Below are 21994 nucleotides of genomic sequence, written 5' to 3'. Positions count from 1 at the left end.
TGGATCATGCCACCGATCCGCCGCGTTCGCGGGTGTGCGCATCAACCGGGCATGACCTGATGCGGACACCCTCCGTGGCCGCATCAGGGCTGGTGGCCGCCCCGGGCCGGACGTCTGCATCCGGGCATGCCCCATTCAGGGCCATGGCTTTTTCTGGCCAGCGGCTATTGGCGGGGCCATGATGAGGAACTTAATGGGAGGGCTGCTCTTTCGCCGTTCGACTCGGGAGGATTCATGGAAGACCTCTACCGATTCTCACTCGCGCAGCACATAGAAGACCTCTCGGAGGCCCACGCCCTGCGTCTGCTCCGTTATGAACCCCGCTTCCCGGAGAGCGAGTTCTGGTGGCTTGACAAGGACCGTGACCTTCAAGGCAAAGTATTCCTGCTCCGCAAGGGCGACCGTGTCCGGGCGACCCTTCGCATCGTGCCGGTCACGGCCTGCACCACCGAGATCGAGGAGCTTGGTCTCCTGCCGGACGAGTTGAAGGGCGACTCGACGGTCTGGGAACTCGGGCGACTGGTCTCCGCGCCCAGCCATGGACGGGATCTGCCCTATTCCCGGCTGTTGTTCGGCTGGGCCTCGCAATGGGCGCTGGCGAATCTGCCCATCAAGAAGGTCGTCTCCTACTGCCGGGGCGGAAAACTCTCCGGCTTCGAGGCGTCGGGAGCGAAGGTGGTGGCCGGACCGTATGCGATTCCGGAGCGCGGCGACGATTACTACACCATCGTCGCCGATGTGGCGGAGGTAGTGCAGCGGCTGTCCGGTTATGGATTCGGGCCCCTGCTCGAAGCCACGGCGGCGGGAAAGATGGATTTCTCGATGGAGGACCTCATCGGAGAGACCCGGGTGCCGTCAGGTTCGGGGTCGGTCGGCCAGTAGCCCTCGCGGCCGGCGGCCGGCCGATCGGCAAGTGAAAATCCAACAGGATCCAGGAGAGACACATATGTCCGACACCGAGATCATCCGCCCGGAGCTGCGCGAGCAGGTCAACGCGAAGCTCGACGCCTACATCGGGCAGTTCTACAAGGAGGTGCCGTACGCCACGCACTTCCTCAGCGACGCCGAGGTCGACATGCCGTACTACAAGCGGCACACCATCGAGACGATCCTGCGGATCCGCCGCAAGCGCACCATCGACGCCCACGCCATCCGCTACTTCACCCTGCACGACCCGGTGGCGGCCAAGGAGTGGGCCGAGTACACCGATGACGAGATGCTGCACGACCGTCTCTTCCTCGCCGACCTGGCCCGGGTGGGCATCGAGCCGGAGGAGGTCTACTCCACCGACCCGTTCCTGGCCACCAAGCTGCTGAACGGCTACTTCCTCTACTGCCTGGAGTTCGAGGGCACCCCGCTGGCCGCCATAGCCAGCAGCTACTTCCTGGAGTACACGACCCGCAAGACCCAGCCGGACTGGCTGGACAACCTGGAGAAGACCCTCGGCAAGGACGAGGTCAAGGGCGCCCGTACGCACGTCAACTACGACATCGAGGAGGACCACACCGGCGACGTGTGGAACACCCTGATGACGCTGGTGAAGACGGACGCCGACGTCGAGCGGCTGCTCGGCCACTTCGCCCACCTGTACAAGCTCTTCACGATGTACTTCGTCGAGGCGTACGAGGCCACCCGTGCCAAGGAGGCCGAGCTGGCGGCCGCCACGGCCTGACCGGCGCGGCCGGGGTGCCGCGGGCCCTCCCCGCGGCACCCCGGCCGGCCTCGCCCGCCGGCGCACGGCCCGGCACCGGCGGGCACCCACGCCCGGACAGCCGGGGACGGCTGTCGGTCAACGATCCTGAAAGGACTCGCGCTATGGAGTGGTCGATCGAGGGCCGCCTGGCGGGCGCGTGCAACTGCGGCACGCCCTGCCCCTGCTGGTTCGCGGAGGCACCGACCCACGGATCCTGCGACGCCATCGGCGTCGGCATCGTCGACAAAGGCCACTACGGTGACGTCGACCTGGCCGGCTGCAAGCTCGGTGTCGCCTACCGGACCGTCAAGCACGTCTGGGACGGCGGTCTGAAGGTCGCCGTGTACATCGGCGAGGAGACGCCCGAGGCGCAGAGCGAGGCCATGGAGCAGATCCTCACCGGCAAGGCCGGCGGGCTGCTCGCCCTGCTGTTCACGCTGGTCGAGGACTTCAAGGGCGTCCGCAGGGTCCCCATCGAGCTCGACGACTCGGGGGACAAGCCCTACTTCCAGCTCGGCCGGGCCAGCACCATCCCGGTCAAGCCGCTGCTGGGCCGCGACGGCGAGACGCCCATCGCGGTGCACAACGCCCTGATGTCCTTCGGCGGCGAGCGGCTGCTGGCCAAGACCGAGAGCCGGTTCGTCGACCCCGACCTCGGCTGGGACTGGCCCCTGGTGCACGCGGACTTCGGACCCATGAAGATGGGGTCGGAGTGACCACTGCGCCTCAGATCGTGATGCGGCGCCTCACCCTCACCACCGCGGTGTGGGTGTGCGCCGTATCGGCCCTCGCCTGGTGGTGGATGTACCTGAGCGGGTCCTCCCACTCGGGCGGGTCCGCGGGGACGGCGGACATGCCGGGGATGTCCGGAGGCGGCCACAGCGGCCACGGGAGCGCCACCGCGGGCACCCTCTCGGCCACCGAGGCGGAGATGTTCCTCGCGATGTGGGCGGGCATGGTGATCGCCATGATGCTGCCCGTGGCCGTGCCGCTGGTCGCCGCCCACCGGTTCGTCACCCGTCCCAAGGGGCGCGCCGGAGCCGTCTCGACCTCGGTGTTCATCGGTGGCTATCTGCTGATCTGGGTGCTCTCCGGACTCGTACCGCTGCTGCTCCTGGCGGGCAAGCGCTGGCTGCTCCCGGTCTCCGAGGGCAGCCCCTGGTCGGTCGCGGGCGCCGGCGTCGTCATCACGGCCGCCGGTCTCTTCCAGTTCACCGGCCTCAAGACGCGCTGCCTCACCGTCTGCCGCAGCCCGCTGTCGTTCGTCCTCACCCATGACTTCAAGGCCGGGACGCTCGGCACCCTGCGGGCCGGTGTCCTCAACGGCCTGTACTGCCTCGGCTGCTGCTGGGCCCTGATGCTGGTCCAGGTCGCCGTGGGCCTGCACAACCTGCTCTGGATGGGCATCCTCACCCTGCTCTTCCTGGCCGAGCGCGCCCTCAAGGCCGGCAAGAGGATCGCCATGGCCACCGGCGGGGTGCTGGCCGGCCTCGGCGTGATCCTCATGTGCGACCCGCTCCTGCACACCCCGCTCGCCGGCCTCGTCGGCTGACCGGCCCGAGCGGGGCGCGCCCGCGCGCCCTCCCCGGGGACCCGTCCGCCGGCCACGGGACGTCACGCCGTCGTCCCGTGGGGGTCGGCGCGCCGCGGGGTGAAGTCCATCGGATCGACCCGGCGCAGGGCGGCGCGGGCCGTCCGCCAGGACACGGCGGGAGCGGGCACCGCCAGCACCGGGCAGCGCGCCTTCGCCAGGACGTAGCGGCGGACCGGGCCCCACCGGAGGCGGCCCGCCAGGCCCTGCCCGCCCGCCCCGACGACCAGCAGGTCGCCCGCCCGGTCGGCGATGTCGCAGAGTGCGAACCCGGGCGCGGCGCGCACCACCTCGAACTCCACGTCCACGTCCTCCGGCACCCCGCCGAGCGCCTCGTGGAAGGCCGTGTCCAGCCGGTCCGCGGCCTTGCCCGCCCACGCCTTCGCCAGTGGCGGGCACGGCGCCCTCCGGTACAGGGTCTCGCCCTCCGGCGGGGCCCAGGCGATCACCGCCACCAGCGTCCGGCCGTCGCGCCGGGCCTCCTCGACCGCCCGGCGGAGCGCCGCCAGGCTGCCCAGCGATCCGCTGACCCCCACGATGACGCGTCCTGATGCGTGGGACACGGCTCTCCTTCCTCCTCGCGCCCCAGGGAGCTGACGGTCCGTCATTCGGGCTGCCGCTCCGGCCACTTCCCCGGCCTCCCCGCGCTCCTCGCGCGGCTCCCGGCCACGGCCGTCCCGGTGCGGCCGGTTCGCGTGGCCGGGCTTGCCACGTGAACGAGTCTGTACATTCATTGGTCTGGAAAACACGACCAATTCAGAGGTAGTGGTATGCCTGACACGTACACCCCGCAGTCCGGAGGCAGGTCGATCGGGGCCCGGAGGCTGGGCGCACTGCTCTCTGACGTGACGATGGCCCGTCCCGTCTACCGCCACCTCGCCGCGGCCATCCGCGCCCTGATCCTCGACGGGCGGATCGCGCTCCATGTGAAACTGCCCGCCGAGCGCGAACTCGCCCCGACACTCAGGATGAGCCGGGCCACCGTCACCGCCGCCTACGACCTGCTGCGCGAGAGCGGTTACGCCCTCAGCCGCCGGGGGTCGGGCACCTGGACGGCCGTGCCCGACGGCGGCGAGACCGCGGGCGTCAGCCGGCTCCAGCCCGCCCCCGACGCCTTCATCAACCTCACGGCCGCGGCCCTCGCGCTGCCCGAGGAGGTCCTCACCCACGCCCTGGCCAAGGTCGCCCCGCGGCTGACGGAGCGGGCGCGGACGGCCGGCTACAACCCCTTCGGGCTCATCGAATTACGCGCCGCCGTCGCCGACCGCTACACCCGGCGCGGCCTGCCGACCCGCCCCGAGCAGATCATCATCACCTCCGGCGCCCAGCAGGCCCTGATGCTGACGATCGGGCTGCTGTGCGGGCCCGGCGACCGGGTCATGGTCGAGAACCCCTCCTATCCCAACGCCCTGGAGGCGATCCGGCGGGCCCGGCTGCGGATGGCCCCGGTGCCCGTCACCGAGAACGGCTGGGACCTGGAGATCATGGAGTCCACCCTGCGCCAGGTGGTGCCCCGGCTGGCCTATCTGATCCCCGACTTCCAGAACCCGGTCGGCTGCCTCATGCCCGTCGCCCAGCGCGCCCAGGTCGTCCGCGCCACCCGTAAGTCGGGCACCTGGCTGGTGATCGACGAGACCCTCGCCGACATCGCCCTCGACGTTCCCGTCCCGGCGCCCTACGCCTCGCACGCCGCGCCCGGCGAGGGCGACCACGTGATCACGATCGGCTCCCTGAGCAAGACCCTCTGGGGCGGCATGCGCATCGGCTGGCTGCGGGCGGCACCCCGGCTGATCAACGAACTCGCCGGGCTCCGGGTGACCGTGGACATGGCCGGCTCCGTGCTGGACCAGCTCCTCGCCGTCGCCCTCATGGAGTCCACCGGTGACTGGCTCACCACCCGCATCGAGCAGGTGCGCGCGCAGCGGGACGCGCTCGCCGGGGCGCTGGGGCGGCACGCGCCGCGGTGGGACTGGCGGCTGCCGGCCGGCGGGCTCTCGCTCTGGGTCGACCTGGGGCGGCCGGTGGCCTCGGCGCTGGCCGACCGGGCGCTCGGCCACGGTGTGCGCATCGAGAGCGGCGCCCGCTTCGGCGCCGACCCCGGGACGTTCGAACACCGCCTGCGCATCCCCTACACCCTGCCCGCCGACACCCTGGACGAGGCGGTCCGCCGCCTCGCCGCCTCGCTCGACGAGGGGATGCCCCTGGAGTCCGCGGTCGAGCGCCCGCACTGGGTGGTCTGAACTCCCTCGCCCCATGCGGGACATGACCACCGCGCCCGCCCTGAACCGGGCGTGGCCGGTTCAGGGCGGTCCGGGGAACGGCCCCCGGACGGGTGAATGCCGGTGCCCCCTACGATGGTTGAGGAAAAGACACCGACTGAAATATGTCAGCGATATGTCAGCAGTATGAAGCGCCAAGGGAGACGATTCTCGGTGACAGCCAGCCTGGACAATGCGGCATTCGACCCCGACGTCATCAAGAAGGACTTCCCCATCCTGGGCAGGCGCATCCGGGACGACCAGCGCCTCGTCTATCTGGATTCCGCCGCCACCTCCCAGAAGCCCCTCCAGGTGCTCGACGCGGAGCGGGACTTCTACCTCCACCACAACGCCGCCGCGCACCGCGGCGCGCACCAGCTGGCCGAGGAGGCGACGGAGGGTTACGAATCGGCCCGCGAGACCGTCGCCGGATTCATCGGGGCCCGGGCCGACGAGATCGTCTTCACCCGCAGCGCGACGGAGTCCGTCAACCTCGTCGCCTACGCGATGAACAACGCGAGCCAGGCGGGGGAGGAGTACGCCGGCTTCCGCCTCGGCCCCGGCGACGAGATCCTGGTGACCGAGATGGAGCACCACGCCAACCTCGTGCCCTGGCAGCAGCTGGCCGGACGGACCGGCGCCACCCTGCGCTGGGTGCCCCTCACCGACGACGGCCGCCTCGACGCCACCACCTTCGACGAGCTCGTCGGCGAGCGCACCCGGCTCGTCGCCGTGACCCACCAGTCCAACGTGCTCGGGACCGTCAACCCCGTCCGCGCCCTCGCCGACCGCGCCCACGCCGTCGGCGCGATGCTGCTGGTCGACGGCGCGCAGTCGGTGGCACACCAGCCCATCGACGTCATGGAACTGGGCGCCGACTTCTTCGCCTTCTCCGCCCACAAGATGCTCGGCCCCAACGGCATCGGCGTGCTCTGGGGACGCCGGGACCTCCTTGAGCGGATGCCCCCCTTCCTCACCGGCGGCTCCATGATCGAAGAGGTGCGCATGGACCGCACCACCTTCCTCGCGCCCCCGCAGCGGTTCGAGGCCGGCGTGCCCATGGCCCCCCAGGCGGTCGGCCTCGCCGCCGCCGTCCGCTACCTCGAGGCACTCGGCATGAAGCACGTCGAGGCACACGAGAACACCCTCACCCGGCTCGCCCTCGAAGCGCTCGGGGACATCGACGGCGTGACCGTCATCGGCCCCCGGACGACCCGGGACCGGGGCGCCACGATCGCCTTCACCGTCGACGGGATCCACCCGCACGACGTCGGCCAGGTCCTGGACGACCGGGGCGTCGCCGTCCGCGTCGGCCATCACTGCGCACGGCCCATCTGCGACCGCTACGGCATTCCCGCGACGGCCCGCGCCAGCTTCTATCTCTACAATTCCGCGGACGACGTGAAGGCCCTCGCCGAAGGCGTACGCGCGGCACAGCGCTACTTCTTGTGACACCTTTCCGGCGCCCCCGCACCCCGGTGCCCGCCCGGCCCTCCCGTGTGGTCGGATCCGGTCATGACCGCTAAGGGGCGCCGCGCGTCCCTGTCCCGGCGGCATTTTCTCCCTTCACCATGGGCGCAGGAATTATCGAGCGCCCTGGTGAAAACCGGGTGGAGAAGGTGCAGGGGAAGATGAACGTCGAACAGACCGTGCTCGCCCGGCGCAGCGCCACCCGCCTGACCGGCCCCGGCCCGGACGACCGGGAGCTGGCGGAGCTCGTCGAGCTGGCGATGACGGCGCCCGACCACGGGCGGCTCTCGCCCTGGCGGCTGGTCGTCCTCCGGGGCGACGAACGGCGCCTGCTGGGCGAGGCGATGGCGGAGGCGGCCGGCGGCGCCCCCGCCGACCGCGAGCGGACCGCCGCCAAGGCCCTGCGGGCACCCCTGCTGATCTCCGTGGTGCTCTGCCCCCGGGACCACCCCAAGGTCCCCCGCTGGGAGCAGCTCGCGGCCACCGTGTGCGCGGTCCACACCCTGGTCCTGCTGCTCCAGGAGCGCGGCTGGGGCTCCATCTGGCGGACCGGAGCCCTCGCCGACGCCCCACCGGTGCGACGCGTGCTCGGCCTCGCCGGCACCGAGCAGTCGCTCGGCTGGCTGTACGTCGGGACCCCCGACGCCCGGCGCCCGCTCGCGCCCCGCCCGCCCGGGGACGCGCGGGCCAAGCTGTCGTCGCTCCTCGCCCCGGTGGGCCCCGGGGCGTGACCCGGGGCCCACCGGGGCCGGCTCAGCGGCCGGGCCGGTCCCCGCGGTCGCGCGCCAGCCGCCCGGCGCACACGACCGCGGGCACCAGGACCAGCGCCGGCAGCAGCGACACCCCCAGCAGTACGGCCGTCAGGGCCGCCCCCGGCTGCGCCGCCCGGTGCTCCGCGTCCGACGACACGAAGCCGGTGACCGCCAGCAGCCCGGAGAACAGCGCGGGCCCCGCACCGGCCCCGATCACCTCCGCCGCCGTCCACAGCCCGGTGAACGCGCCCCCGCGGCTGTGGCCCGCGCCCCGCTCCCGCGCGTCGTCGGCGATGACGTCGCTCAGCATGGCCACGGCGAAGGTCTGCATCCCCGCGTACCCGACGCCGCACACGGCGACGAACCCGTACACGAGGAGCCTCGGCACCACCGGGGTGGCCAGGAGCAGCGCCGCGCCCGCGATGAACAGGCAGACGGCGGCCAGCAGACCGCGCGCCGGGCCCAGCCGCCGCCCCGCCGTGTGCCAGACCGGCGCCGCCAGCAGCAGCGGGAGGATCAGACAGCCGAACAGCGCGGTCGTCGCCCGCGAGTCGTGCAGCCGGTACGTCGCGAAGTACTGCGCGGACCCGAGCATGATCCCGGTCGCCAGCGTCTGCGCGAGATGGACGCCGAGCAGCCGGCGGAACGGCCGGGACGCCCCCGCCACGGTCACCTGCTGACGGAACGTCATGGGCACCGGCCGGGGCCGGGCGCCCGCCGTGCGCGGCGCGTTCGACGCCGCCGCGAGGGTCCCCGCCAGCAGCACCAGCCCCAGGACCCCGCCCATCAGCGCGTAGCCGACGCGCTCGCCGTCCGCCGCGTGCACCAGCAGCGGGGCCGCCCCGCCGGCCAGCAGGATCGCCGTGCCGTAGAAGACGGTGCGCCACGTCGCGAGCCGGGTCCGGATCGCCGGGTCGTCCGCGAGCTCGGCGAGCACCGCCGTGTACGGCACCTGGAACGCCGCGTAGGCGGAGGCGCAGCAGAAGAAGGCCACCCCCACCCAGACCGCCGACGGCAGCCCCTTGGGCGTCGGCGCCGCGAACAGCAGCACGAAGCCGGCCGACAGGGCGACGCCACCGCCCGCCATCCACGGCAGCCGGGGGCCGAAGCGCCCGCGCGTACGGTCGGAGCGGCGGCCGACCCACGGGTTGAGGAAGACGTCCCACGCCTTGGGCAGGAAGACCACGACCGAGGCCACCGCGGCCGGCACGGCCAGGGTGTCCGTCAGGTAGTAGAGCAGCAGCAGACCCGGCACGGTGCCGAAGGTGCCGGTGGCGAAGGCCCCCACGGCGTAGCGGAGGGCCGACGGCCCGCCGCCCGCCGGGGCGGCCGCGGCGGGCCCGGGCCCGGGAGACGCTTCCGGCGCCGGCCCCGCCACCGCCCGGTCAGGCGCGGACACCGGGCTCCCGGGGCGCGAGGTAGGCCAGCGCCGCGGCGGTCATGGCCCGTACCCCCACGGAGAGGGTCGGCTGGACGACCGGGGCGTACTTCGGGGAGTGGTTCTGCGGGATGTCCTCGGCCAGGCGGTCGGCGAGGAACGCGGCCTCGAACTCCTTGGGGTCGTTCCCGCCGAAGAACCACAGCACCGACGGCACCCCGGCCTCCGTGCCGAGCACCCCGAAGTCCTCGCTCGCGGTGTTCGGGCCCAGCTCGACGACGGTTCCCGGGCCGAACAGCGCGCCGTGCGCGGCGGCCACCCGCTCCGTGGCGGCCGGCTCGTTCACCGTGGCGGGCAGCTCGCAGCGCGAGACGATCTCGGGCTCGCGCGGGGCCCCCGCCGCGAGCGACTCCGCCTTCGCGAACCGCTCGATCGCCGCCATGACCCGCTCCCGGGCCGCGGGCGAGAACGTCCGCACGTTGATGCCCAGCTCCGCCTCGGCGGGGATGACCGCGGCGGCGGTACCCGCGTGCAGCGACCCCACGGTCACCACCACGGAATCCTGTGCCGCGGTCTCCCGGGAGACGACGCTCTGGAGCCGCGTCACCAGATGGGCGGCCATCAGGACCGGGTCCACCGCCGACTCGGGCTTGGAACCGTGCCCGCCGCGCCCGAACAGCCGCACGCTGAGGTTGTCGGTGGCCCCCATGGCGAGCCCGGGCACCTTGGCCAGCAGTCCCGCCGGGCCCGGCCCGACGTGCTGGCCCAGTACGACCTCGGGCTTCGGGAACCGCTCGAAGAGCCCGTCGGCCACCATGGCCCGGGCCCCCAGACCGCTCTCCTCGGCGGGCTGGAAGACGGCGACCACCGTCCCCCGCCACTCCTCGCGCCGCGCCGCGAACAGGGCGCACGCGCCCAGCAGACAGGTGACGTGCACATCGTGCCCGCAGGCGTGCATCACCGGGACCCGTACGCCCTGGTCGTCCAGGGCCGTGACCTGACTGGCGTACGGCAGGCCGGTCTCCTCCCGCACCGGGAGGGCGTCCATGTCCGCGCGGAGCATCACCACGGGCCCGTCGCCGTTGCGCAGCACGCCCACGACCCCGGTGCCGCCGACACCGGTGGTCACCTCCCAGCCCTGCCCCGTCAGCCGGCCGGCGACGACGGAGGCCGTGCGCTTCTCCTGGAAGGCGAGTTCGGGATGCGCGTGCAGGTCCTTGTACACGTACTCCAGGTCCGGAAGCAGACTGTCCAGGTCATCGAAGATCGCAGGCATGGATCATCCCCCTACTGTCGAAGGCGCACTGTCGAAGGCGTCGGTGGCACGGCGGTTCGCGGCGGGGCTGCGGCGGGCTGAGGCGATGGGGAACGGACCGGGCGGGCCCGGCGGCGGGGACCGCGGCCGGGCCCGCCCGGAGGAGCGGGTCAGGTGCGCTCGGCGCGCACCGGTGTCCGCTCGGGCGGCGCCGGGAGGGCGACGGCGGGCGTGGAGAGCCGTGCCCACTGCGCGAGCCCCACGCACACGAGCACGAGCACCGCGGCGCCGAGGGTCCACGAGTCGATCGACTCGCCCAGCAGCCACGCGGCCCAGCCCACCGTCAGCAGCGGCTGGAGCAGCTGCATCTGGCTGCCCCGGGTGACACCGACCCGGGCCAGGCCCGGGTACCAGGCGCAGAACCCCAGGAACATCGAGAACAGCGACACATAGCCGAGCCCCAGCAGCGACTGCGCGCCGATGTCGTGCGGCGGCGACACCACGACGGACACCACGGTGATCGGCAGCGTGAGCGGCAGTGACAGCACCAGGCCCCAGGAGATCACCTGCCAGCCCGGCATGGACTTCGACAGCTTCCCGCCCTCCGCGTAGCCGAGGCCACCGGTGACGAGCGAGCCGATCAGGAAGAGGTCCGCGAGGCCGAAGCCGCCGACCCCGTGCCGCAGCGAGTAGGCCACGATGACGGCCGCGCCGGCGGCCGAGGCCCACCAGAACAGCGCGCTCGGCCGCTCGTTGCCGAGCAGCCGGCCGCACGCGGCGGTGGCCAGCGGCAGGAGCCCGGTCACGACCGCGGCGTGCGCCGAGGTCACGTGCTCCAGGGCCAGCGCGGTGAAGATGGGGTAGCCCGCCACGACGCCCACGCCGACGAGGACCAGCGACGTCATGTGCCGGCGCTCGGGCAGCTTGACGCCCTTGATCATCAGACAGGCGCCCGCGACGGCCGCGGCGATGACGGCCCGTCCGATGCCGATCGTCCACGCGTTGAACGAGGGCAGGGCCTTCTGGGTCGCCGGGAACGTCAGCGAGAAGGCCAGCACCCCGATCCCCGCGAGCACGAGTCCTACGCCGTTACTGGACTTGGAAGTGGTGACGGGTTGCATGCGTTTTCCTATCGCTCTCGCAGGACTGCCCTCAGCCCAGGTGATCGCCCCGCGCACCCATCATGGGAGGGAAGTCCGCACGGGCGGGGGCCCGGCCGGGGCCATGATCAGGGCGTGCCCGGTGTCGGCCAGATCCGTGGTCGGCGCTCCGCGACGGGCCACCTCCCCGCGCGGAGCGCCCCTCCCACGGCGGGGCCCCGCCGGCACCGGGGGTGTATGCCGGAGGGGCTCCCGGGAACCACGGTAGGCAGGTCGGACCGGCCGGAACCCTAGCCAATGCGGGGGAGGTGGTCTGGTTTCGGCGGCGGGTTCCGGCCGGTACGGGCCGCGCGCCGTCAGTTCTGCCGGTAGGTGGCCAGGAACGAGCCGATGCGCGTGACCGCGTCCGTCAGCTCCTCGGCACCGGGCAGCGTCACCAGGCGGAAGTGGTCCGGTGTCGGGAGGTTGAAGCCGGTCCCCTGGACCACCAGGATCTGCTCCTGCCGCAGCAGGTCGAGGACGAACTGCCGGTCGTCCTCGATCCGGTGCACCGACCGGTCCAGTTTCGGGAACGCGTAGAGCGCTCCCTTCGGTTTGACGCAGCTGACGCCCGGGATGTCGGACAGGGCCCGCCAGGCCGCGTCGCGCTGCGCGAGCAGCCGACCGCCGGGCAGCACCAGGTCCTCGACGGACTGCCGGCCGCCCAGGGCCGTGGCGATGGCGTGCTGCGAGGGCATGTTGGGACACAGCCGCATGTTGGCCAGGATGGTCAGGCCCTCCAGGTACTCCCGGGCATGGGCCTTTGGGCCGCTGACCGCCATCCAGCCGGCCCGGTAGCCGCACACCCGGTAGGCCTTCGACAGCCCGTTGAACGTCAGGCACAGCAGATCGGGCGCGAGGCTCGCGAGCGGGGTGTGGCCGGCGCCGTCGTAGAGGATCTTGTCGTAGATCTCGTCGGCGCAGAGCACCAGTTGGTGCCGGGCGGCGATGTCGACGATCCCGCGCAGCAGCTCCTCGTCGTAGACCGCGCCGGTGGGGTTGTTCGGGTTGATCAGCACGATGGCCTTGGTGCGGTCGCTCACCTTGGCCTCGATGTCCGCGAGGTCCGGGAACCAGTCGGCGCCCTCGTCGCAGCGGTAGTGCACCGGACGTCCGCCCGACAGGCTGACGGAGGCGGTCCACAAGGGGTAGTCGGGTGCCGGGACGAGCACCTCGTCGCCGTCGTCCAGCAGCGCCTGCATGGACATCTGGATGAGCTCGGAGACGCCGTTGCCCAGGTAGACGTCCTCGATGTCCATCCCGCCGACGCCCCGCGTCTCGTAGTGCTGCACCACGGCGCGCCGGGCGGCGGGAAGTCCCTGGGCGTCACCGTAGCCGTGCGCGGAGGCCAGGGCCTCCTGGATGTCCCGCACGATCTCGGGGGGCGCCTCGAAGCCGAACGCGGCGGGGTTCCCGGTGTTCAGCTTCAGGATCCGCCGGCCCGTCCGCTCCAGCCGCATCGCCTCCTGGAGCACCGGGCCGCGGATGTCGTAGCAGACGTCGGCCAGCTTGGCGGACTGGCCGAGGCGGCGCAGGGGGGTGGGCCGGCGTTCGCGCGTGTCGTCGGTGACGACGCTGATCAGACGGTTGGCGCTGTGCGTGGTCATTACGGGTGTGCTCCCACGGGGTGTGACGGGCGGGGCGCTGACGAGTGCGCGAGGCTAGCGGAGAACGGGGGTGCGGTGAGCGGAATTTCGCCGTGGGTGCGGGTGCGGGTATGCGTGCGGGTACGGGTGCCGCTGCGCGGGGCTTCTTCCCCTACCCGCCCCTTCCCGTAACCGGGGGCTTCGCCCCCGGGCCCCCTTTTCCGCGCTGACGCGCGGTGTCCTCAAACGCCGGACGGGCTGACATCAGCCCGTCCGGCAGTCGGGGGCTACGCCTCCGCCGACGCCGACTCGATCAGCGCCTTCACCTTGCTCCGGCAGATCCCGCAGCCCGTGGACGCCTTCGTCCGCCGGGCCACCGCGCCCACCGTCACCGCCCCCCGCGACACCGCTTCGAGGATCTTCTTCCGCGGCACGTTGTTGCAGTAGCAGACCGTGGCGTCGGGGTCGGGTCCGGCCGTCCGGCCGGGTTCCGCGGCCGTGCCGGGCCGGACCAGGGCGGGCCGCTCGGCCTCCGGGACGACGGCCCCGGCCGCGAACAGCCCGATGATCCGGTCGGCCTCCGCCTCCGCGCCGCCCAGCAGCACCGCGCCCACGATCCGGCCGTCCCGCAGCGCGACCCGCCGGTACACGCCGCCGTCGCGGTCCACGGACGTGAGGACCTCCGGCCCCTCGCCCGCCGGGCCGGCGGGCACGTTGGACTCGCCCACCACCGTCAGCTCGATCCCGTCGGCCTTGAGCCGGGTGGTCGCGGCGGGGGCCACCGCCGGCGGCTCGTCGAGCGGGCCCGCTATGGCGTCCGCCGCCACGCGGGCGTGCTCCCACGCCTCCGCGACCAGCCCGTGCAGCACGCCGTCCCGCTCGGCGCAGTCGCCGATGGCGTAGACGGCCGGGTCCGCCGTCCGCATCCGCCCGTCCACGAGTACGCCCCTGCCGACCGGCAGCCCCGCGGCCTCGGCCACCGCGGTCTCGGGCTTGGCACCGCACGACACGACCAGGAGGTCGCACGGGACGACCTCACCGTCGTCGAGCTGCACCCCGGTGAGCCGTCCGGCGCCCACCGTCCTCGTCACGGCGCAACCCGTCCGGACGGCCACACCCAGCCGGGCCAGCCGTTCGATCAGCATCGACGACGCCTCGGCGTCCAGGTGGCGTTCCATCACCGTGTCCACGGCGTGCAGCACCTCGACCTCCACGCCCCGCAGGGCGAGGGCACGGGCGGTCTCCAGGCCGAGCAGCCCACCGCCCAGCACCACCGCGCGGGAACAGTCCCGGGCGAGCCGCAGAATGCGCCGGCAGTCGTCGAGCGTGTGGAACACGGCGATTCCCGGGGCCAGGCCTCCGTCGTCCGAAATCAGTCCCTTCACCGGGGGCAGCCGGGGGGTGCTCCCGGTCGCCAGCACCAGGACGTCGTAACCATAGGTCCGGCCGTCGCCGGCGGACACGGTCGCGCTTTTCCGGTCGATACGCAGGGCGCGCACACCACGGTGGATCTCCGCGGCGCTCCGCTCGTCGGTGAGGCCCAGTTCGCTCTCGTCCGTCGTGCCGGCCAGCACGTCCGTCAGCAGAATGCGGTTGTAAGGCTCCTGCGGCTCCTCCCCGAGGATCGTGACGGAGAGTTCCGGATCCCGCCGGGAGAGCTCGCTGGCGAGGCGGGCGCCGGCCATTCCATGTCCGATGACGAGAACTCGTTCCATGAATTACGTCCCCTCGGTTCCGCCGATGAATCAGATGCCTCATTTATTTCGGTTGCAGCATGGCCCTCATCATGGACCAGCCACGGCTCGCGGAGATCTCCGCGCGGTGGCCTGATCCGGCTATGTCCGGTAGCGGAGGCCCGGGGCCGGGTGAAAGGAAAGCGGTGGAGTGGTGATAGGTTGCGGGTGCGCATTGAACACCGGACCGGGATCCCGGCCGGTACTTCCGGAGGCCGGGGAATATTGCCCGGCCGCACCCGTGGGCCGCTCCCGCAGGAATGCCGGGTTATTCATCGGCGAAGTGCACAGTCGGTGACGGTCGCTGTGTGTATTGGGCAAACGCCGCAGACAGATCAAACCGATACATTTATCCGACATCGGATATGGCGGCTCTCTGCTCTTTTATCGAGAAAAGCAGAGCAATCGGTGGGTCGGCTTTGGCCCACAATTATCCCTTGCCTTCCAGGTGGCGATCATCTAACTTGTTGATCAATCGATCCCTGGAGATTGGATTGGGGACCTCTCTTCATGTCTGAAAAAAACAGTTCGGCCGGGGATCAATGCGGAGACCGGCAACGCGCCCGCGCCCTCTACGAACTCGCCCTCGAGGATATTTCCTGGCATCCGGAGACCGCCCTCAAGAGGTTCAAATGGACGAAGGCAGCCCTATGGAAAACGGCATCGGACCTTGAAGGGATAGGTCTCTTCTCGCGGAGTTCCGAGACGCCGAGCGGCTGGATCGCATTACCCCCGCAGGCCGCCGCGGACAATCTCCTGGACACCGCGCGAAGCCGAATGCTCGATTTCTACGAGGACATGACACGGACCGGCGTGGTCATGACCGATGTGCTCACCCAGTTCAAGACGATCTACATGCGGCAGCTGGAGGACCACCGGCTGAAGGTCCTCGACAAGCAGCCGGAGATTCTGGCGACCCTCGAAAGGGAACTGCTCGGCGCCCACTCCGAGGTGGTCCTCCAGGGGTCGGGGCACATCTACACCGAGGCCCTGGCGCCGGTCTGCCTCTCCCTGCTGCGGCGCGGCATCGCGGTCCGCATCGTCGTCCGCTCGTCCACGGCCACGCTGCCCCAGCCGGCGGCGAAGCTCCGCGACCTCACGGCGGCCGGCGCGGAGATCCGCATCTCCCCGACGCTGCCCATCAGCTTCGCGCTCGTCGACGACTCCACGGCGATGTTCTACGCGCCCCCGAGCCGGCTCACGGAGGACGACGCCGCCGGCCCGCGGATGGTCGTGGCCCACAGCCCCCTCGTCAACGAGGTCCTCCGCCCCGTCTTCGACCACTACTGGAACCACTCGGCCTCCGTGGTCTTCCAGGGGCAGAAGGCGGCCGGCCGGCGGGGGAGCGGTGAGCCGGAGCCGCAGGAGAGCGGACCGCCGGCCGGCGCGGCCGCCCCCGCCGTCAGCCCGGCCGGCAGGCCGCGCGACAAGCGGCAGCTCGCCCTGCTGCGGATGCTCGCCAGCGGGCTCACGGATCAGACGATCTCCCGGCACCTCGGGATGCACGAGCGGACGGTGCGCCGCAAGGTCGCCGAGCTGGCGGCCAGCCTGCACGCGGCGAGCCGCTTCCAGGCCGGGGTCAACGCGGCGAAGGCCGGCTGGCTCGACGAGGACCTGGACGTCGCGGGCTGAGGAAGCGCGCCCGCCCGGCGCGCACGCCACGGAAGGGCGCGGAAGGGCGCCCCACGCCAAGGAAAGACGCGGAAGGGCGTCGCGCGGCACGGCATGCGCGGAACGTACGCACGGAACGCACGGACAACACGGAGCGTACGGAAAAACACGGAAGGCCGTCCCCGCATCTCTGCGAAAACGGCCTCCGACCTGCGAAAACGCTGGTCGGGACGGCGGGATTTGAACCCACGACCCCTTGACCCCCAGTCAAGTGCGCTACCAAGCTGCGCCACGTCCCGGCGCCCGCTTCCTCCCGGGTCTTCCCCGGTCGGGCGTGCAAGAAGAAAATAACCTGTTTGGCGGCGTGATCCAAATCCGGGCCCCGGACCGCCCTCCGTCCGGGCCGCCGCCGCTCCCGCACGCGTCACGGAACCCCTCCGTCACCTCATTGACGAAACATACGGTGGAGTGCATACTTATGCCCATCAGCGTATGCACCGTAAGGAGAAACCCGTGACCGAGCGCGTCGTACTCGCCTACTCAGGCGGCCTGGACACCTCCGTCGCCATCGGCTGGATCGCCGAGGAGACGGGCGCCGAGGTCATCGCCGTCGCCGTGGATGTCGGCCAGGGCGGCGAGGACCTGGACGTCATCCGCAAGCGCGCGCTCGCCTGCGGTGCGGTGGAGGCGGAGGTCGCCGACGCCAAGGACGAGTTCGCCGAGGAGTACTGCCTCCCGGCGATCAAGGCCAATGCCCTCTACATGGACCGGTACCCGCTGGTCTCCGCCCTCTCGCGGCCGACGATCGTCAAGCACCTGGTCGCCGCCGCCAAGAAGCACGGCGCGACCACCGTCGCCCACGGCTGCACCGGCAAGGGCAACGACCAGGTCCGGTTCGAGGCGGGCATCTCCTCCCTCGCCCCGGAGCTCACCTGCATCGCCCCGGTCCGTGACTACGCCATGACCCGGGACAAGGCCATCGCCTTCTGCGAGGCCAAGAGCCTGCCGATCGCGACCACCAAGAAGTCCCCGTACTCCATCGACCAGAACGTCTTCGGGCGGGCCGTGGAGACGGGCTTCCTGGAGGACATCTGGAACGCCCCGATCGAGGACGTCTACGACTACACCGCCAACCCGGCCACCCCCCGGGAGGCCGACGAGGTCGTCATCACCTTCGAGCAGGGCGTCCCCGTCGCCATCGACGGCGAGTCCGTCACGGTGCTCCAGGCCATCCAGCAGCTCAACGACCGGGCCGGTGCCCAGGGCGTCGGCCGGCTCGACATGGTCGAGGACCGGCTGGTCGGCATCAAGTCCCGGGAGATCTACGAGGCGCCCGGCGCGATCGCGCTGATCACCGCCCACCAGGAGCTGGAGGCCGTCACCGTCGAGCGCGAGCTCGCCCGGTACAAGCGGCAGGTCGAGCAGCGGTGGACCGAGCTGGTCTACGACGGCCTGTGGTTCTCCCCGCTCAAGCGGGCGCTCGACGGCTTCATCGCCGAGGCCAACGAGCACGTCACCGGCGACATCCGGATGACGCTGCACGGCGGCCGGGCCGTCGTCACGGGCCGGAAGTCCGAGAAGTCGCTCTACGACTTCAACCTCGCCACCTACGACACCGGCGACACCTTCGACCAGTCCATGTCGAAGGGCTTCATCGAGATCTTCGGCCTGTCCTCGAAGATCGCCGCCAAGCGCGACCTGGCCTGATCGCCGGCCGCCGTGCCCATCCGCGCCGCGAAGGGCGGCGTGGGTGGGCACGGCGGCACCCGTCCACGGCAGCCGGCCGTCCCCCACCACCCACGAGGAGCACGCAAGTGAGCAACGGCACCACCGACGACGTCCGGCTCTGGGGCGGCCGTTTCGCGGACGGACCGGCCGAGGCGCTGGCCAAGCTCTCCGCCTCCGTCCACTTCGACTGGCGGCTCGCGCCGTACGACATCGCGGGCTCCCGCGCCCACGCCCGCGTCCTGCACAAGGCCGGGCTGCTGACGGACGACGAGCTCCAGCGCATGATGGACGGCCTCGGACTGCTGGAGGCCGACGTCGCGGCGGGCACCTTCACCGGCACCATCGCCGACGAGGACGTCCACACCGCGCTGGAGCGCGGGCTGCTGGAGCGGCTCGGCCCCGACCTCGGTGGCAAGCTGCGCGCCGGCCGGTCCCGCAACGACCAGGTCGCCACGCTCTTCCGGATGTACCTGCGGGACCACGCCCGGATCATCGGCGGGCTGCTCACCGACCTCCAGGAGGCCCTGGTCGGGCTGGCCGAGGCGCACGCGGACGTCGCCATGCCGGGCCGTACGCACCTCCAGCACGCCCAGCCGGTGCTCTTCGCCCACCACGTCCTCGCCCATGTCCAGGCGCTCGGCCGGGACGCGGAGCGGCTGCGGCAGTGGGACGACCGCACGGCCGTCTCGCCCTACGGCTCCGGGGCGCTCGCGGGCTCCTCCCTCGGGCTGGACCCGGAGGCGGTCGCCGCCGACCTCGGCTTCGAGCGCGGCTCGGTGGGCAATTCCATCGACGGGACGGCCTCCCGGGACTTCGTCGCCGAGTTCGCCTTCATCACGGCGATGATCGGCATCGACCTCTCCCGGATCGCCGAGGAGATCATCATCTGGAACACGAAGGAGTTCTCCTTCGTCACCCTCCACGACGCCTTCTCCACCGGCTCCTCGATCATGCCGCAGAAGAAGAACCCGGACATCGCCGAGCTGGCGCGGGGCAAGTCCGGGCGGCTCATCGGCAATCTGACGGGGCTGCTCGCCACCCTGAAGGCCCTGCCGCTCGCCTACAACCGCGACCTCCAGGAGGACAAGGAGCCCGTCTTCGACTCCTGCGACCAGCTGGAGGTCCTGCTGCCCGCCTTCACCGGGATGATGGCGACCCTCACGGTCAACCGCGCCCGGATGGAGGAGCTGGCCCCCGCCGGTTTCTCGCTCGCCACGGACATCGCGGAGTGGCTGGTCCGGCAGGGTGTGCCGTTCCGTGTGGCGCACGAGGTCGCGGGGGAGTGCGTCAAGGAGTGCGAGGCGCGCGGTATCGAGCTGGACCAGCTCACGGACGAGCAGTTCGCGGCCATCTCGCCGCATCTGACGCCCGAGGTCCGCGGTGTCCTCGACGTGCCCGGCGCGCTCGCCTCGCGGAACGGCCGGGGCGGTACGGCGCCCTCGGCGGTCGCGGTCCAGCTGGGTGAGGTCAAGGCCGACCTAGCGGTCCAGCGGAAGTGGGCGGACGCCGGCCGGAGCTGAGTCCCGGCCCCCGGCGGTTCCGCGCGTACGGCTCCGTCGGGTCCGCACCGATACAGCGACAACCCGAATGAGACATCATCGTCTCATTCGGGTTATCGTCGTCTCATGAGTGTCGATCGTGACCATGTACTGAAGGAAGCCGCCGCCCTGCTCACCCGCAAGGCGACCGCTTCCATGGACGAGATCGCCAGAGCCGCCGGCATCGGCCGGGCCACCCTCCACCGCCACTTCTCCGGCCGGGACGCGCTCGTCCGCGCCCTGGAGGACCTCGGCATCCGCCAGCTGGAGCAGGCCCTGGACGAGGCCCGGATCGAGGAGGGCGACGCGGCCGACGCCGTCCGCCGCCTGATCGCCTCCACCGAGCCGGTGGCCGGGATCATGGCCTTCCTCTTCACCGAGAACCAGCTCTACGAGGCCGGCCTCAACGAGGGCTGGAACCGCCTGGACGCCCGGGTCAACGCCCTCTTCCGGCGTGGCCAGGAGGAGGGCGCCTTCCGGCTCGACCTGACGTCCGCCTGGCTCACCGAGGCCCTCTACGGGCTGATCGGCTCCGGAGCCTGGGCCGTGCAGGACGGCCGGCTGGCCGCCAAGGACCGCACCCGCATGGTCGCCGAGCTGCTGCTCGGCGGCGCCGAGCGGAGGATGAAACAGTGACTTCCCCGGTCGACACCCCCGCCGGCGCCCCGGCCGCCGAGACGCCCCGCCCCGGGCGCTGGCTCGCCCTGGCCGTCCTCGTCCTGGCCGTCCTCCTCGTCGCCGTCGACGCGACCGTCCTCGGCCTCGCCACGCCCTTCCTCAGCGAGGACCTGCGCCCCTCGGGCACCCAGCTGCTGTGGATCGGCGACGTCTACTCCTTCGTCATCGCCGGCCTCCTGGTGTCCATGGGCAGCCTCGGCGACCGGATCGGCCGCAAGAAGCTGCTGCTCTGCGGCGCGGTCGCGTTCGGCGCGGTGTCCGTGCTCAACGCCTACGCCACCAGCCCCGAGATGATGATCGCCGCCCGGGCCCTGCTCGGCGTGGCGGGCGCGACCCTGATGCCGTCCACCCTCGCGCTCATCCGCAACCTCTTCCACGACCCCAAGGAGCGCAGTCTCGCCATCGGCATCTGGGGCGCCATGGCCTCCGCCGGCGCGGCCGTCGGCCCGGTCGTGGGCGGCGTCCTGCTCCAGAACTTCTGGTGGGGATCGGTCTTCCTGATCAACCTGCCCGTGATGGCCGTGCTCGTGCTCGTCGGCATCAAGCTGCTGCCCGAGTCCCGCGACCCCGCGCCCGGCCCCTGGGACATGCCCAGCGTCCTGCTGTCGATGGTCGGCATCGTGGCGATCGTCTACGCGATCAAGGAAGCGGCCGCGTACGGCTTCCGCTGGCACTTCCTGCTCGCGGGCGTCCTCGGCGTGCTGGCCCTGGCCTGGTTCGTACGGCGCCAGCTCAAGCTGCCCAAGCCCCTCCTGGACATGCGGCTCTTCCATCACCGGGGCTTCTCCGGGGCGGTCCTCGCCGACCTGCTGACCGTGCTCGGACTGTCCGGACTGGTCTTCTTCCTGTCCCAGTTCCTCCAGCTGGTCCAGGGCCGCAACCCGCTGGAGGCGGGGCTCGCCGAACTGCCGGCCGCCGTGGGCGCCGTGACGGCGGGCCTGCTCGCCGGGAAGGCGGCGCGCCGCTGGTCCGTGCGGTCGGTGGTGGCCGGCGGGCTCGGCGCGATCGGCGTTGCGCTCGCGGTGCTCGTCCTGCTCCACGCGGACACCGCGTACCCGGTCCTCGGCGCGGCCCTGCTGCTCGTCGGGGTCGGCGCGGGCTTCTCCTTCACCGTCACCGCGGACGTGATCCTCTCCAGCGTGCCCAAGGAGCAGGCGGGCTCCGCATCGGCGGTCTCGGAGACGGCCTACGAGCTCGGCGCGGCGCTCGGCATCGCGCTCCTGGGCTCGATCGTCACCGGCGTCTACCGCGGCTTCGACACTCCCGCCGGGGTGCCGGCGAAGGCCGCCGCGGACGCCCACGACTCCCTCGGCGGCGCGGTCGAGGCGGCCGCGGAACTGCCGGGCGGTACGGGCGGGGCCCTGCTCTCCTCCGCCCAGGACGCGTTCGTCGAGGGCCTGCGGATCGCCGCCGGCGCCGGTGCGCTGGTGCTGCTGGGCACGGCCGTGGCGGCTTGGTTCCTGCTGCGCGGCCAGGAGCTCGAGGAGGGCGCCGGAGGCCCCACGGGGCACTGAGCGGACTGTAGCTCAAACGAGCAGCAAACCGCATCACAGGCCGGGGCGGCAAGCCCCGGCCTGTGTGACA

At 71.9% G+C, this 21994-nt stretch carries 18 protein-coding genes and 1 tRNA gene; 12 read left to right on the top strand and 7 right to left on the bottom strand.

Features of this window, described 5'->3' with window-relative positions:
* Positions 1-234 precede the first annotated feature (234 nt).
* The 4 genes from LUZ64_RS09525 (at position 235) to LUZ64_RS09510 (ending at position 3245) form a co-directional block, all read left to right on the top strand.
* Positions 235-882 carry a hypothetical protein gene (locus LUZ64_RS09525; protein ID WP_095581918.1) on the top strand — a complete coding sequence of 216 codons (648 nt, stop codon included), beginning with the start codon at positions 235-237 and terminating at the stop codon, positions 880-882.
* Positions 883-946: 64 nt separating this feature from the next.
* Positions 947-1672, top strand: a complete 726-nt coding sequence (locus LUZ64_RS09520; protein WP_087928899.1) for an iron-containing redox enzyme family protein — start codon at positions 947-949, stop codon at positions 1670-1672.
* 143 nt (positions 1673-1815) lie between these two features.
* Positions 1816-2409 carry a DUF1326 domain-containing protein gene (locus tag LUZ64_RS09515; protein ID WP_087928900.1) on the top strand — a complete coding sequence of 198 codons (594 nt, stop codon included), beginning with the start codon at positions 1816-1818 and terminating at the stop codon, positions 2407-2409.
* Entirely contained in the window at positions 2406-3245 is an 840-nt protein-coding gene (locus LUZ64_RS09510; RefSeq protein WP_095581919.1) for a DUF2182 domain-containing protein, read from the top strand. The genes LUZ64_RS09515 and LUZ64_RS09510 overlap by 4 nt, the downstream gene beginning before the upstream one ends.
* A gap of 62 nt (positions 3246-3307) precedes the next feature.
* Here LUZ64_RS09510 and LUZ64_RS09505 read toward each other — a convergent pair whose 3' ends face one another.
* Positions 3308-3847, bottom strand: a complete 540-nt coding sequence (locus LUZ64_RS09505; protein WP_170116773.1) for a universal stress protein — start codon at positions 3845-3847, stop codon at positions 3308-3310.
* A 207-nt stretch (positions 3848-4054) separates the two neighbouring features.
* Here LUZ64_RS09505 and yczR point away from each other — a divergent pair, with 207 nt between their 5' ends.
* The 3 genes from yczR (at position 4055) to LUZ64_RS09490 (ending at position 7743) form a co-directional block, all read left to right on the top strand.
* Complete coding sequence (yczR, locus tag LUZ64_RS09500) at positions 4055-5524, top strand: MocR-like transcription factor YczR (RefSeq protein ID WP_095581921.1); 1470 nt, start codon at positions 4055-4057, stop codon at positions 5522-5524.
* 192 nt (positions 5525-5716) lie between these two features.
* Positions 5717-6994 (top strand): cysteine desulfurase, encoded by a 1278-nt coding sequence (locus LUZ64_RS09495; RefSeq protein WP_232390227.1) that lies wholly within the window; start codon positions 5717-5719, stop codon positions 6992-6994.
* A 179-nt stretch (positions 6995-7173) separates the two neighbouring features.
* A complete protein-coding gene (locus tag LUZ64_RS09490) occupies positions 7174-7743 on the top strand; it encodes a nitroreductase family protein (protein WP_095581945.1) in 570 nt (189 codons plus the stop codon).
* A gap of 22 nt (positions 7744-7765) precedes the next feature.
* Here LUZ64_RS09490 and LUZ64_RS09485 read toward each other — a convergent pair whose 3' ends face one another.
* From LUZ64_RS09485 to LUZ64_RS09465, 5 genes are all read right to left on the bottom strand, one after another.
* Positions 7766-9163: an MFS transporter gene (locus LUZ64_RS09485; RefSeq protein ID WP_095581923.1), complete on the bottom strand. Its 1398-nt coding sequence runs from the start codon at positions 9161-9163 to the stop codon at positions 7766-7768.
* On the bottom strand, positions 9150-10418 hold the full coding sequence (locus LUZ64_RS09480) for an amidohydrolase (protein WP_095581924.1): 1269 nt from the start codon (positions 10416-10418) through the stop codon (positions 9150-9152). Before LUZ64_RS09480 ends, LUZ64_RS09485 begins: the two co-directional genes overlap by 14 nt.
* Positions 10419-10567: 149 nt before the next feature.
* Complete coding sequence (locus LUZ64_RS09475) at positions 10568-11518, bottom strand: DMT family transporter (RefSeq protein WP_232390226.1); 951 nt, start codon at positions 11516-11518, stop codon at positions 10568-10570.
* A 335-nt stretch (positions 11519-11853) separates the two neighbouring features.
* Positions 11854-13143: a pyridoxal phosphate-dependent aminotransferase gene (locus LUZ64_RS09470; protein ID WP_095581925.1), complete on the bottom strand. Its 1290-nt coding sequence runs from the start codon at positions 13141-13143 to the stop codon at positions 11854-11856.
* 266 nt (positions 13144-13409) lie between these two features.
* Positions 13410-14837: an FAD-dependent oxidoreductase gene (locus LUZ64_RS09465; RefSeq protein ID WP_095581926.1), complete on the bottom strand. Its 1428-nt coding sequence runs from the start codon at positions 14835-14837 to the stop codon at positions 13410-13412.
* A gap of 837 nt (positions 14838-15674) precedes the next feature.
* Here LUZ64_RS09465 and LUZ64_RS09460 point away from each other — a divergent pair.
* Complete coding sequence (locus LUZ64_RS09460) at positions 15675-16487, top strand: helix-turn-helix transcriptional regulator (RefSeq protein ID WP_232390225.1); 813 nt, start codon at positions 15675-15677, stop codon at positions 16485-16487.
* Between the two features lie 201 nt (positions 16488-16688).
* On the opposite strand, the gene LUZ64_RS09455 is transcribed toward LUZ64_RS09460, so the two are convergent.
* Positions 16689-16765 (bottom strand) — tRNA-Pro (locus tag LUZ64_RS09455).
* A gap of 214 nt (positions 16766-16979) precedes the next feature.
* On the opposite strand from LUZ64_RS09455, the gene LUZ64_RS09450 reads away from it, so the two are divergent.
* From LUZ64_RS09450 to LUZ64_RS09435, 4 genes are all read left to right on the top strand, one after another.
* Positions 16980-18173, top strand: coding sequence for an argininosuccinate synthase (locus LUZ64_RS09450; protein WP_095581928.1), 1194 nt, complete (start codon positions 16980-16982; stop codon positions 18171-18173).
* Between the two features lie 107 nt (positions 18174-18280).
* A complete protein-coding gene (gene argH, locus LUZ64_RS09445) occupies positions 18281-19714 on the top strand; it encodes an argininosuccinate lyase (RefSeq protein WP_095581929.1) in 1434 nt (477 codons plus the stop codon).
* 105 nt (positions 19715-19819) lie between these two features.
* Positions 19820-20368 (top strand): TetR/AcrR family transcriptional regulator, encoded by a 549-nt coding sequence (locus LUZ64_RS09440; protein WP_095581930.1) that lies wholly within the window; start codon positions 19820-19822, stop codon positions 20366-20368.
* A complete protein-coding gene (locus LUZ64_RS09435) occupies positions 20365-21924 on the top strand; it encodes an MFS transporter (protein ID WP_095581931.1) in 1560 nt (519 codons plus the stop codon). Before LUZ64_RS09440 ends, LUZ64_RS09435 begins: the two co-directional genes overlap by 4 nt.
* Positions 21925-21994: the final 70 nt, after the last annotated feature.

It is taken from the genome of Streptomyces albireticuli, from assembly GCF_021228125.1.
Taxonomy (GTDB): Bacteria; Actinomycetota; Actinomycetes; order Streptomycetales; family Streptomycetaceae; genus Streptomyces; species Streptomyces albireticuli.
The sequence above is the reverse complement of the archived record's forward strand: the minus strand, read 5'-3'. Positions and strand labels throughout refer to the sequence as shown.

Bases quoted from the DNA above. Each gene is read 5' to 3' on its own strand.
- LUZ64_RS09470 (WP_095581925.1), bottom strand. From the start codon at position 13,143: ATGACCACGCACAGCGCCAACCGTCTGATCAGCGTCGTCACCGACGAC.
- LUZ64_RS09465 (WP_095581926.1), bottom strand. From the start codon at position 14,837: ATGGAACGAGTTCTCGTCATCGGACATGGAATGGCCGGCGCCCGCCTC.
- LUZ64_RS09460 (WP_232390225.1), top strand. From the start codon at position 15,675: ATGACCGATGTGCTCACCCAGTTCAAGACGATCTACATGCGGCAGCTG.
- LUZ64_RS09490 (WP_095581945.1), top strand. From the start codon at position 7,174: ATGAACGTCGAACAGACCGTGCTCGCCCGGCGCAGCGCCACCCGCCTG.
- yczR (WP_095581921.1), top strand. From the start codon at position 4,055: ATGCCTGACACGTACACCCCGCAGTCCGGAGGCAGGTCGATCGGGGCC.
- LUZ64_RS09525 (WP_095581918.1), top strand. From the start codon at position 235: ATGGAAGACCTCTACCGATTCTCACTCGCGCAGCACATAGAAGACCTC.
- LUZ64_RS09515 (WP_087928900.1), top strand. From the start codon at position 1,816: ATGGAGTGGTCGATCGAGGGCCGCCTGGCGGGCGCGTGCAACTGCGGC.
- LUZ64_RS09440 (WP_095581930.1), top strand. From the start codon at position 19,820: ATGAGTGTCGATCGTGACCATGTACTGAAGGAAGCCGCCGCCCTGCTC.
- LUZ64_RS09480 (WP_095581924.1), bottom strand. From the start codon at position 10,418: ATGCCTGCGATCTTCGATGACCTGGACAGTCTGCTTCCGGACCTGGAG.
- LUZ64_RS09475 (WP_232390226.1), bottom strand. From the start codon at position 11,518: ATGCAACCCGTCACCACTTCCAAGTCCAGTAACGGCGTAGGACTCGTG.
- LUZ64_RS09520 (WP_087928899.1), top strand. From the start codon at position 947: ATGTCCGACACCGAGATCATCCGCCCGGAGCTGCGCGAGCAGGTCAAC.